Below are 11,577 nucleotides of genomic sequence, written 5' to 3'. Positions count from 1 at the left end.
ACCGATTCGGCAGCGGCGGCCGCCGGCGTTCCGGCACCGGCGGCGGCGGTCTCGGCGGCGGCCCCGCTGACCACCGCGAGCAGGGTACGGGCCGCCTCGCGGGCCGGCGGCCGGTCGGCGGGGTCACGAGCCAGACACCAGCGGTAGAGCCGGTTCACCTCGGGCGGTACGCCGTCGATCGGGGGCAGCGGCGCCGGCTCCACGGGCGTGTGCGCGCGGAGCATCCCGCTCTGCGCCTCGGCGGGCCAGGGCAGCCGGCCGGTGAGCACCCGGTACAGCAGCAGACCGAGGGCATACACGTCGCTGGCCGGTAGCACCTCGCCCGCCAGCAACCGCTCCGGTGCCAGGTACGCGGGCGTACCCAACAGCCGCCCCTCGAAGTCGATCTCCGGCTCACCGGCACCCGCCGCGATGCCGAAGTCGAGCACCTTGGCCCCGGTCGGCGTGAGCATCACGTTGCCCGGCTTGATGTCGCGGTGCACCAGACCCTGATCGTGCGCGGCGGCGAGCGCGGCGGCCACCTCGGCGCACACCCGCAGCGCGGCGCGGGGCGGCAACGGCCCCGCCACCAGGCGTTGTTCGAGGGTGCGACCGCCGAGCAACTCCATCACCACGAACGGGACCTCGACACCGTCCAGCGACGACTCGCCGTAGTCGTAGACGCTTGTGACGTGCGGGTGCGACAGCCGGGCCGCCGCCTTGGCCTCGCCCCTGATCCGTTGGCGGGCGTTGGCATCCGAGGCGATCAGCACCTTCACCGCCACGTCCCGTTCGAGCACCTCGTCGTACGCCCGGTGCACCACCGCCATGCCGCCACTGCCGAGGCGCTCCAGGAGCCGATAGCGGCCCGCAAGCAACTGATCACGCTGCACGACTGACAGCCTGCCGTACGGACCTGAGGGCGGGGCAGCCGGGATCGAGGTATCGCAATGGGTGCCGCGCCGGATCGCAGCTCGGGCCCAGCCCGGAGGCGCAGGCGGAAACGCCGGCGGTCAGTCGCCCGTCGGTGCCTGCCAGGCAAAACGAGGCTTGCGGCGCTCGGCTGTCGCCGCCACCCCTTCCCGCGCCTCGCCGCTGCTCGTCACCTTCCGGTGCCACCAGGCGACCCGGGCCGGTCCGGCCCGGTCGTCGACGATCTCCTTGGCGGCGGCGACGCTCAGCGGCGACCGCTGGGCGATCGTCGCCGTCAGGTCGTCCAACCGCTGGGCGAGTCGGTCGGCCGGCAACACCTCGTCGACCAGGCCGATCCGCAGGGCCCGCTCGGCGTCGATCAGCTCGGCGGTGAACAACAGATGCTTGGCGGCGGACGGGCCGACCAGCCGGGCCAGCCGCCGGGTCGTCGGCGCCGGGTAGACCAGGCCGAGCCGGGCCGGGGGTACGCCGAAACGGGCGTCGTCCGTGGAGATCCGCAGGTCACAGGCGACGGCGAGCTGAGCGCCACCGCCGACACAGGCGCCCCGGATGGCCGCGATGGTCGGCTTGGCGAACCGCGCCAGCCGCTCCTCGGCGGCCACCGCGATGCTCGCGTCGCCGGCGTCCAACAGCTCGGCCAGGTCGCCCAGGTCGGCGCCCGCGCAGAAGGCGTCGCCCGCGCCGGTCAGCACCAATGCCCGTACGTCGGGGTCGGGCTCCAGCCGGTCGAGCAGTTCGGGGAGTTGACGCCACATGGTGGCGGTCATCGCGTTGCGCCGGGCCGGATTGTGGATCACCACTGTCGCGACCGGTCCGGTCACCTCGACGGTCAACTCCGCATCCGACATGTCCGCTCCTCCCCACGCCACCGATGCGACGCCGCGCTGGCATCGGCGCACCGCCGAAGCAATCTTGACAGTTCTCGTCAGCTGCTGACGGGAACTGTCCAAGATTGCCAGAAGGCTCGGGTGCCGACGTCGACGGGAACCAACGCCCGGGGCCGCGCGTCCGACGGACATGAGACCCGCATCGACGGCCGCCGTCACGATCGCGCTCCTGGCCACGTTTCTGGCCGGCTGCACCAGCGACGACCGAGCGTCCACCACCTCGGCCACGCCCCCGGGCACCGCCTCGGCCACAGCCCCGGCCACCACCGCTACCGGCACTGCCACGGGCGCTCCCCTGCCGACGACCATCGCCACCGTCAGTCCCCGGGCGGGCGGCGCGGCTCCCCGGGTGGCGCTGAAGATCACCGGCGGCTTCACCGGGCGTGGTGACGCCATCACCGTCGAACCGGACGGCCGGTGGACCGTGGTGGACCGGGCCGGCGGTCGGCGCAGCGGCAAGCTCAGCCCCGCCGACCACGGCAGCCTGACCGGGCTGGCCGCCGACCCGAGGCTGGCCGTCGAGGCCGGCGCACCCAGCAAACCGACCACCTGCTCGGACGTGATGCACTACCGGCTCACCGTCGGCAACAGCGAGAGCGGGTACGCCGACTGCCCGGCCGACGCGAGCGCTCCGCCGACCACCCAGGCGGTGGTCAAGCTGCTGCTGCGGGCCACCGGCACCTACCAGAGGTAGTCCGGGGGCAGGCCGGTGCCCCGCAGTTCCGGCGGCAGGTGGCCCACGTCGTTGACGGCGAGCAGGTTCGGCGGCCCGGCCGGGGTGTACCTGATGACGGTGAGCCCCGCGTTGTGCGCGTTCAGGCCCAGCCACCGCCGCTCCGGCGCGTCCAGCGCGTGCCGCACCAGCCAGCCGATCAGGAAGGTGTGCGTCACGACCAACTCGCGGAATGGCTCGCCGCCGGCAGACCCCCCGCTGACCGGGCCGGCGAACCTCCGCGCCGCCGCCGCCGTCACCCGCGGCCCGTCGGCCCGCTCAGCCGCCGAGAAACTCGCGAGGAATGTCGCGTACGCGGGCGGCAGGCCGGCCGGATCCGTGTCGTGTGGGAGGTGGTCGCCGGCCAGCTCCGTCTCGTACACCGGAACCTCGGGCAGCGACCTCGCGATCAGCTCGGCGGTCTGCGCGGCCCGGCGCAGCGGCCCGTGGTGGATGGCGGCGAACCGATGGCCGCGCAGCCGTTCGCCGAGCAGGGTGGCCTGCCGCCGGCCCCGCTCCGACAGGCCGGAGTCGGGCTCCTCGACAGCGGAGTCGGGCAGATCCTGTTCGGCATGTCGGGTCAGGTACAGCAACCGGGTCGGCATGGCGCACACCCAAACACACCGGGAGGTGCGGTTGGACCCGCACCTCCCGGCTCGTCGTCGACCTCGCTATGCCCGGGGGAACATCTGGCCGATGCGGATCTTGTTGCCGAACGGGTCCCGGATGCCGAAGTCGATCCCGTACGGGCGCTCGGTCGGCTCGTCGGTGATCTCGACGCCCTTCGCCACCAGATCCTCGTGCGTCTTGTGGGCGTCATCAGTGGTCATGAAGAGGTAGCCACCCAGGGCGCCCTTGGTGAGCAGCTCGCGGACCTGCCCGGCGGTGGCCGGGTCCAACGCCGGTGGGCCCGGCTTCTCCAGCAGGATCTCCCGCTCCGGGTCGCCGGGCAGGTTGACCGTCAGCCACCGCATGAAGCCGAGATCCTGGTCGGTGTTGACCTCCATGCCGAGCTTGTTCACGTAGAAATCGAGCGCCTCGTCCTGGTCGAGGACGTAGATCTGGGAGCGGCTGATCGCGTTCATCGTCATGCCCATGACGCTAGACGCCGGCCCTGACCTGCCGCTTATCCAAAACTGCTGGGTCGGGTCCAGGCCTTGGTGAAGCACGACGGCACGTTGGCCGAAGCGACGCGATGCCGCCGGAAATCCGAGGGCGACTCACCGACGATCTGCCGGAAGGTCCGGCTGAACGTGCCCAGGCTGGCGAAGCCGACCGCGTAGCAGATGTCCGTCACGTCCCGGTCGGTCTCGACCAGCATCGTCATCGCCCGCTCCACCCGGCGGCGTTGCAGGTAGCGGTGCGGAGTCTCGCCGAACGTGGCCCGGAAGGTCCTGATGAAGTGCGCCTCGGAGACGTGCGCGACCCGGGCCAGCGCGGGGATGTCCAGCGGCTCGGCGTACGCCCGGTCCATGGCGTCCCGGGCTCGCAACATCGCCCGGTTCGACTCCTCCACCGCCCGACTCATCCGCTCCCGCCCCCGGTCAGTGCCCGGCCCCAGGCTACCGCCGGCACTCGTCGTCCGGTCGGTGAGCGCGCCGGGCAGCCAGGGACGACGCCCACCCGGTGTCGCGGTTGCTGCCGGCAGCCGCTCCGCTGCTCGCCTCGACGCCTGGACCCCACACGCAGAAGGAGCCCGGTGCCTGACCGACGGCGGTGACCCGCCGGCGCGGCAGCCGGACTCCTCCCTCTCTACACAGATGTGACCAATGGTTGTACTACCTTGGCCCCCAGATCACATCACCCAGGATCACGATAACCCGAACCGCAGTCGCATGATCCTCACGACCCCTCAGGGTCGCGACCAGCGAATACGCTTCGGCTATCGACCGCACCCCGGCCCAAACTTCAGCCGACTCGCGGCCTCGCTGCTGAAGAGAGCCAGCACCGCCAGGGTCACCATCTTCCGAGGAGTCACCGCCCCCGGCTTCAGAGTGTCCCTCACGTTCCCGCCTCTCCCCGCGCGGGTTCTGTTCGTCTTCCGCCATCAACTTCTCGCGATCCTCGTCCTGGCGTTCCGCCGGCGGCCCGCCGCCAACAACACCGAGAACCCGAGAAGCTTTCAGCCTTAACGTCCAGGCCCCGCGACTTGCGTCGAGGAGTGATCCCGGAGAAATGTTCCCGGAAACCCGAGCCGGGGGCAAGTTCCGAAAAACCTTCCCACCTTATGGGAAAGATCTCGACCGATTCTTCCAGTACGCGGCTAGTGGGAAGTTAAGCCCAGTAAGGCATTTAGCGCACTAGGCCCATTTTGCCCGTTTCACTTGAAATAGCCGTTCTGATAGGCCAGGGCGACCGCGTGCGCCCGATCCCTCGCGCCCAGCTTCTTGAAGATTCGTCGCACGTGGGTCTTGATAGTCTCGTCAGAGATCCACAGGTCACGAGCAATCTCGGCATTGCCCTTCCCCTGGGACAGACCTATCAGGACTCTGACTTCGCGTTCGGACAGGCTCGCGTGACCGGGATTGAGGACAGAGGATCTGCCCGGAGGAGCAGGCACGCCGACCGTGAGCATCGGCCGCTCAGCAGAGGATTTATCGTTCATCAAACTTACGAGAAGGCGCGCCGAAAGCTCGAGTTCGCTGTACCAGCCATGTCGAATGACACCCTTCGCTCCGCTCTGCACCGCCGCTCTTGCGTCCCCCGTGGACTTGACCCCCAGAACAATGACCACACATTCTTGGTCCACGTCCTTTATCCCGCGGACCAACTCCCCGACGTTAAGGTCACCGCTCGCGTCTATCAGCACGGTGGCTCGCGGGAGCGCCCGGACCGCCTCCAGCGCACCAGCCTCGTTGAATACCGCCCGCACATTGTTCAGTACACCGAATCGACGAGCCAACGACACCAAAGAGCGACTGGCGACCGGCGTGTCGGCATAGAGCACGAGAGAACTGGGCGCACCCAGCGCGGTCCGCACCCGCCTCATTACCTCAACAACGACCCGACCTTCGAACTCTGCCTCCATTCGCTCCTGCATCTCGGATTCTTGACGATTCCGAATATCACGCGCGATTTCACTCTCGATGCTCTTGCGTAGCCGATCATTCTCGGCATCAATCGTGGCGTGTCGCCGCTCGAGCAGGCTCATCCGCTGATCTCGTGCCACCAGCCTCCGCATCAGGTCATCTATTGTGGACCTGAGACGGGCATTTTCCTGAACGAGAGAAGCCACGCTTCCGCGCTCCGCCGGGCCGGCTACGCTGGAGGATGACCGGCGCTCCCGCTCGCGACGGCCGGCCGATCGGCAGGTGGCGGAGCAGTAGACACGGGGCCGGCCGGTGGTCTCGGCAGGCGGCAGGGGGTCACCGCAGACAAGGCACAGCCCAGGGCGCCTGGGGGAGTAGTCGGGGGACACGCAGCCCTCCTAGTATCGTGCTAGCCAGGCAGCACGATACGCTAGTTTCGTGCGACCTCGCCAGGTGGATCCTTGAGCTGCTTTCTTGCTCGAACAGGCGAAACGTGGCTGACTTACGTGCCGAGGGTTTGTGTTTGGGCCGCCATGTCATGCATCGTTGCCGCCGTGAGCAAGTGAGCTGACTCGACCCCAGGGTTGCGCCAGCAAGGCTCTGCACAGATGTGACTAATGGTTGGCCCCAAGGTCGCATCACCCGTTGGTCATGATGCCTCCGTGTCTTTCGACGCGGAGGCATCGTGCGTCTGACCTACCGCACGCCGGTCGGACCTACCGCACACAGTCGTATCGCGGCTGATGCAGCCGGGAATCCGCGGCACGTCGTCCAGGCCACCGCCCGGCATGCCGCCGTGAAGATCACGCTCAAGGTCTACGCGTCACGCCATCCTCGACGCCATGCGCCAGGCGCTCGGCAAGCTCTGGTGGTGTGCCGTTGCGGTCAACCGGTCGAACTCGTGGCGGCACCCCTCCGGGGAAAGCCTGATGGAATTGGAGCCCCCGGCCGGGATCGAACCGGCGACATCTCGCTTACAAGGCGAGTGCTCTGGCCAGCTGAGCTACAGGGGCGCGTGTGTCGACGTCAGCATAGCGACTGACATCCGGATATCCCGCTGGCGAGGCCTCCCGAGCACGGGAAACGTCAACAACCCGACGCCCGCTCGGCCGCGCGACGCTCAAGCGTGTGTCGATTGATGTCCGACCGTGCCGGAGTGACCGGAATGCGTAGGCCGCCGTCGTCTTCGGCGCGACCCTGACCTTGGCAGCACGGAGAAACGCGTTTACGGTTCACTGACACGGACGACGACCGGGCGCCTCCGCGACCGAGCGCCGTCCGATGACCGGCACGGACACGTGCCGGTCGCTCCTTCACTCGGATCGTCCGGCACGTTCCTGCCGGTGAAAGGAAGCGCTTCACCATGGCTACGGTCACCTATTCCAAGGCGTCCCGGGTCTACCCGGGCCAAGAGCGTCCCGCCGTCAACGAGCTGGACCTCGAGATCGGCGACGGCGAGTTCCTCGTCCTGGTCGGCCCCTCCGGTTGCGGCAAGTCCACCAGCCTGCGGATGCTCGCCGGCCTGGAGGACGTGGACGCCGGCTCGATCTACATCGACCAGCGGGACGTCACCCACCTTCCCCCGAAGGCCCGCGACATCGCGATGGTCTTCCAGAACTACGCCCTCTACCCGCACATGACGGTGTACGAGAACATGGCGTTCGCCCTGAAGCTGCGCAAGACCTCGAAGTCGGAGATCGACCGGCGGGTCAAGGAGGCGGCCGGGCTGCTCCAGCTGGAGGAATACCTCAGCCGTAAGCCGAAGGCGCTCTCCGGTGGTCAGCGTCAGCGGGTCGCGATGGGCCGGGCGATCGTCCGCGAGCCGCAGGTCTTCCTCATGGACGAGCCGCTGTCGAACCTCGACGCCAAGCTTCGGGTGCAGACCCGTACCCAGATCGCGTCGCTCCAGGCCAAGCTGGGCGTCACCACGGTCTACGTCACGCACGACCAGGTCGAGGCCATGACCATGGGTCACCGGGTCGCGGTGCTGCTCGACGGTGTCCTCCAGCAGGTGGACACCCCGCGGGCGCTCTACGACACCCCGGCCAACGTGTTCGTCGCCGGCTTCATGGGCTCGCCCGCCATGAACATCAAGACCGTTCCGCTGAACGAGCGGGGCGCCGAGTTCGCCGAGCTGAACATCCCGCTGACCCGGGAGCAGGTCGAGGCGGCCCGCGCCGAGGGTGGCGACGGCAAGGTCACCGTGGGCTTCCGCCCGGAGGACTGCGAGCTGGTCAGCCCGACCGAGGGCGGCATGCCGGTCGTGGTCGAGCTGGTCGAGGACCTCGGCTCGGACGCCAACGTCTACGGGCACGCGGCGCTGGGTGGCAACTCGGAGCGCTTCGTCGTCCGCACCGACCGGCGCCACATGCCGAACATGGGTGACACCGTGTTCGTCAAGCCGGTCGCCGGCCGCAGCCACGTCTTCCACGCCTCCACCGGTAGCCGGATCTGACGTAACGCCGTACCGGAAGGGGCGGTCCGCTTCGGCGGGCCGCCCCTTCTGTCGTACCGGCGGGGGTTGTCACCCGGTGGAGCCAGCGCGGGAATGGCCCTGTGGGGTGATCCGGCACGGCCGGCCGCGTTCGTACCGTCACGGCATTCCGAACCCGAGGAGACGCCGTGCCCGCCATCGCCACCACTCAACCGCACATCCGTACCCGGCCGTACCGGACCGCCCGTCTCGCCGGCCGCAGCCTCGCCTACTGCGCGACGCTCGTCCCGGTCGCCGTGTTCGCGCTGGTGACCGTCCCGCTGGGCGGCGCTGGCTCCGCCGTCGCCCGCTGGCGGGCCCTGCGTACCGGACTGCTCGGGATGCCACCCACGGCCGCGCCCGGCCGGCGGCCCGGCCCGGACGCGGTGCTCGGCCACGCGCTGCTCAGCCTGCTCGTCGGCGCGGTGGCCCTGCTGCCGCTCGGCGTCGAGGTGCTGATGGTGCTACGCGGCGTGCTGTACGGCGTGGTGGACCAGGGCCCCTACGACAATTCCTGGGGTGGTCCGAGCCGGGGCGGCGCGTGGCTGGCGCACTTCCTCGTCGGCCTGGCGCTGGCCGCCGCCGGGCTGGCCGCGCTGATCGGCATCGCCGCCGTGCACCAGCGGCTGACCCGGAGCCTGGACGGGGAGCCCAGCCCGCGCTGGTTGCTGCCGACCGTGCTGCTGATGGCGCTCGCCGGGGCGGTGCTCTTCGTCGCGTGGACCCACCAGATCTGACGACGAAGCCCCCTCCCGCGCACGGGGGCGGGAGGGGGCTTCGACCTGTTCTACAGCTCGACGGAGCGCCGGCGGGCGACCTCGGCCAGCGCGACCGCCGCGGCCACGCTGGCGTTCAGCGACTCGACCTCGGAGATCATCGGGATGCTGACGGTCAGGTCGCAGGTCTCCCCGACCAGCCGGGAGAGACCGCGCCCCTCGGAACCGACCACCACCACCAGCGGCCCGACCGCGGCCTCCAGGTCGTACAGGTCGGTGTCGCCGTCGGCGTCCAGGCCGACGACCATGAAGCCGGCGTCGCGGCACGCCTTCAGCGACCGGGTCAGGTTGGTCACCTGCGCCACCGGCACCCGCGCCGCCGCGCCGGCACTGGTCCGCCAGGCGGTCGCGGTGATCCCGGCGGCACGCCGCTCGGGTACGAACACACCCTGCGCGCCGAAGGCGGCGGCCGACCGGATCACGGCGCCCAAATTGCGCGGGTCGGTGACGCCGTCCAGCGCGACCAGCAGCGGGGCCTGCTGCTCCAGGGCGGCGGCGACCATGTCCTCGAACGGCTGGTACGCGAACGGCGGCACCTGCAACCCGACACCCTGGTGCAGCACCCCGCCGGTCATCCGGTCCAGCTCGGCCCGGCTGATCTCCAGGTTGGCGATGCCCCGGTCGGCGGCGGTCCGGATGATCTCCTTGGTCCGGTCGTCCATGTCGATGCCCTGGGCGGTGTAGAGCGCCGTCGCCGGCACCAGGGCGCGCAGCGCCTCCAGCACCGGGTTACGCCCGACCAGCAGCTCGGGAGTGTCCTTCGACGGGTTGGACTTGCGCCCCGGCGTGACCCGGGGGCCGGACCGCCCGGTGGGCTTGCCGCCCCGACCGCCGGTGGCACCCCGACCGACCGGTACGCCCCGACCGCCGCCCCTGCCCCAGGTGGTGTCCTTGCTGCCCGGCTGGCCGATCTTCGGGGCGCGCCCCTCCTCGGCCGCCGCGCGGCGCTCCTTGTCCTGCTTCCAGGCGGTGCGCTGGGGCAGCTTCTCGGTGCCCGAGTAGCCCTTGTGCCACGGCCGCTCGTCGGCGGGCAGGGTCCGGCCCCGCCCGGCCAGCGAGTCCTTGTTCTTGCCGCCGGAGCCCTTGGGGGCGCTTGCCTTCGACGTCAGTCGCCGGCCACGGCGCTGCGAGTTGCCGGCCATCAGTCCTGCTCTCCAATAGTCCAACGGGGGCCCTGGGGGGTGTCCTCGACCACCACGCCGGCCAGCTTGAGCTGGTCACGTACCGCGTCGGCGGCGGTCCAGTCCTTGCGGCCCCGGGCCTGCGCACGCTGCTCCAGGGCCAGCGCGATCAGGGAGTCCACCACGGCACGTAGATCGTCGGATCGTCCGCCACCGGTCCAGGCCGGGCTGAGGGGGTCGATCCCGAGGATATCCAGCATTGCCCGCACCACGGCCAGGGTGGTGCGGACGGTCACATCGTCACCGGTGCTCAACGCGGTGTTGCCGTCCCGAAGGTGCTGTTGCAGCACGGCCAGCGCGGCGGACGTGTTGAGGTCGTCGTTCATCGCCGCGACGAAGCCCGCCGGCAGCTCACCAGGCTGCCCGGCACCGACCCGCTCGGCCGCCCGCTGCACGAAACCCTCGATCCGCCGGTACGCGGTGGCCGCCTCACGGAGCGAATCCTCCGAGTAGTCGATCACCGAGCGGTAGTGCGCGGCGGCGTAGTAGTAGCGCAGCTCCACCGGCCGCACCCCGAGCGAGTCGACGTACGCCAGATCGAGGGCGTTGCCGGCGGATTTGCCCATCTTGGCCCCGCCGATGCTCAGCAGCCCGTGGTGCACCCAGTAGCGGGCGAACGGCAGCCCGGCCGCCTTGGACTGGGCGACCTCGTTCTCGTGGTGCGGGAAGGTCAGGTCCAGGCCGCCGCCGTGGATGTCGAACTCCGGGCCGAGATAACGCCAGCACATCGCCGAGCACTCGATGTGCCAGCCGGGTCGGCCAAGCCCCCACGGTGACGGCCAGTACGCGTCGGCCGGCTCGTCCGGTTTGGCGCCCTTCCAGAGCGCGAAGTCGCGCGGGTCCCGCTTACCCCGGTCCGGGGCGTCACCGGCGGACTGCATGGCGTCCGGCGACTGACCCGACAGCGACCCGTACGCCGGCCAGGACGCCACGTCGAAGTAGACGTCGCCGGAGCCGTCGGTGGCCGGGTATGCGTGCCCGTCCGCGATCAACTTCACGATCAGCTCGTGCATCTCGGGGATGTGCCCGGTGGCGCGGGGCTCGTAGGTCGGCGGCAGCACGTTCAACGCCCGGTACGACTCCGCGAGCAGCAACTCGTTGGCGTACGCGATCGACCAGAACGGCCGGCCCTGCTCCCCCGACTTGACCAGGAGCTTGTCGTCGATGTCGGTCAGGTTGCGAATGAAGGTGACCTGGTAACCGGCGGCCAGCAGCCAACGTCGCAGCACGTCATAGTTGACGCCGGAGCGAAGATGACCGATGTGCGGCGGTGCCTGAAGGGTGAGACCACACAGGTAGACCCCCACCTTGCCGGCTTCCCGCGGAACAAAGTCCCGCACCGATCGGGTGGCGGTGTCATACAGGCGTAGCGTCACCGCACAAGGGTAGCTGTCCGTGCCTGTCCGGGTCTGCCGGTGCCGGGTCGTACGCTGCCAGACGTGGATGCGACCGCACGCTCCGGTGATACTCCGTCCAGCCCCGCCCGCACCCCCCGCGACGCCGCCAAAACGGTCGCAGGCCAGGCTGTCGCGGGGCGGGCCGACGCCGCACGGGCCGACGCGGGGCTTGCTGGCGCGGGCGGCAGGCGCCGCACGGTCCGACGCAGG

11 protein-coding genes and 1 tRNA gene are annotated in these 11,577 nt (G+C 70.1%); 3 read left to right on the top strand and 9 right to left on the bottom strand.

Annotated elements, in window-relative coordinates; genetic code table 11:
• Together JM949_RS27985 and JM949_RS27980 are read right to left on the bottom strand one after the other, a co-directional pair.
• The coding region (locus tag JM949_RS27985; protein ID WP_407664835.1) for a serine/threonine-protein kinase at positions 1-872 on the bottom strand (872 nt) is incomplete at its 3' end.
• A gap of 120 nt (positions 873-992) precedes the next feature.
• A complete protein-coding gene (locus JM949_RS27980; protein ID WP_203151194.1) occupies positions 993-1,760 on the bottom strand; it encodes an enoyl-CoA hydratase/isomerase family protein in 768 nt (255 codons plus the stop codon).
• A 169-nt stretch (positions 1,761-1,929) separates the two neighbouring features.
• Between JM949_RS27980 and JM949_RS27975 the strand changes: the two genes are divergently transcribed.
• Positions 1,930-2,493, top strand: coding sequence for a hypothetical protein (locus tag JM949_RS27975; RefSeq protein WP_203151193.1), 564 nt, complete (start codon positions 1,930-1,932; stop codon positions 2,491-2,493).
• Here JM949_RS27975 and JM949_RS27970 read toward each other — a convergent pair.
• The 5 genes from JM949_RS27970 to JM949_RS27950 form a co-directional block, all read right to left on the bottom strand.
• Positions 2,481-3,116 (bottom strand): histidine phosphatase family protein, encoded by a 636-nt coding sequence (locus JM949_RS27970; protein WP_203151192.1) that lies wholly within the window; start codon positions 3,114-3,116, stop codon positions 2,481-2,483. The genes JM949_RS27975 and JM949_RS27970 overlap by 13 nt on opposite strands.
• A 66-nt stretch (positions 3,117-3,182) precedes the next feature.
• Positions 3,183-3,602: a VOC family protein gene (locus tag JM949_RS27965; RefSeq protein WP_203151191.1), complete on the bottom strand. Its 420-nt coding sequence runs from the start codon at positions 3,600-3,602 to the stop codon at positions 3,183-3,185.
• Between the two features lie 35 nt (positions 3,603-3,637).
• Entirely contained in the window at positions 3,638-4,039 is a 402-nt protein-coding gene (locus JM949_RS27960) for a helix-turn-helix domain-containing protein (protein WP_203151190.1), read from the bottom strand.
• A 792-nt stretch (positions 4,040-4,831) separates the two neighbouring features.
• Entirely contained in the window at positions 4,832-5,662 is an 831-nt protein-coding gene (locus JM949_RS27955) for a helix-turn-helix transcriptional regulator (protein WP_238434020.1), read from the bottom strand.
• 814 nt (positions 5,663-6,476) lie between these two features.
• Positions 6,477-6,553 (bottom strand) — tRNA-Thr (locus JM949_RS27950).
• Positions 6,554-6,903: 350 nt separating this feature from the next.
• Here JM949_RS27950 and JM949_RS27945 point away from each other — a divergent pair.
• A complete protein-coding gene (locus tag JM949_RS27945; RefSeq protein WP_203151189.1) occupies positions 6,904-7,995 on the top strand; it encodes an ABC transporter ATP-binding protein in 1,092 nt (363 codons plus the stop codon).
• 167 nt (positions 7,996-8,162) lie between these two features.
• Positions 8,163-8,750 (top strand): hypothetical protein, encoded by a 588-nt coding sequence (locus JM949_RS27940; protein ID WP_203151188.1) that lies wholly within the window; start codon positions 8,163-8,165, stop codon positions 8,748-8,750.
• A 50-nt stretch (positions 8,751-8,800) separates the two neighbouring features.
• Here JM949_RS27940 and rlmB read toward each other — a convergent pair whose 3' ends face one another.
• Together rlmB and cysS are read right to left on the bottom strand one after the other, a co-directional pair.
• Positions 8,801-9,931 carry a 23S rRNA (guanosine(2251)-2'-O)-methyltransferase RlmB gene (gene rlmB, locus JM949_RS27935; protein WP_203151187.1) on the bottom strand — a complete coding sequence of 377 codons (1,131 nt, stop codon included), beginning with the start codon at positions 9,929-9,931 and terminating at the stop codon, positions 8,801-8,803.
• Positions 9,931-11,346, bottom strand: a complete 1,416-nt coding sequence (cysS, locus tag JM949_RS27930; RefSeq protein WP_203151186.1) for a cysteine--tRNA ligase — start codon at positions 11,344-11,346, stop codon at positions 9,931-9,933. The genes rlmB and cysS overlap by 1 nt, the downstream gene beginning before the upstream one ends.
• Between the last annotated feature and the right edge of the window lie 231 nt (positions 11,347-11,577).

The organism is Micromonospora tarensis (assembly GCF_016803395.1).
GTDB classification, from domain to species: domain Bacteria; phylum Actinomycetota; class Actinomycetes; order Mycobacteriales; family Micromonosporaceae; genus Micromonospora; species Micromonospora tarensis.
Note: the sequence above shows the minus strand (reverse complement) of the source record. Positions and strands in the feature narration are given on the sequence as shown.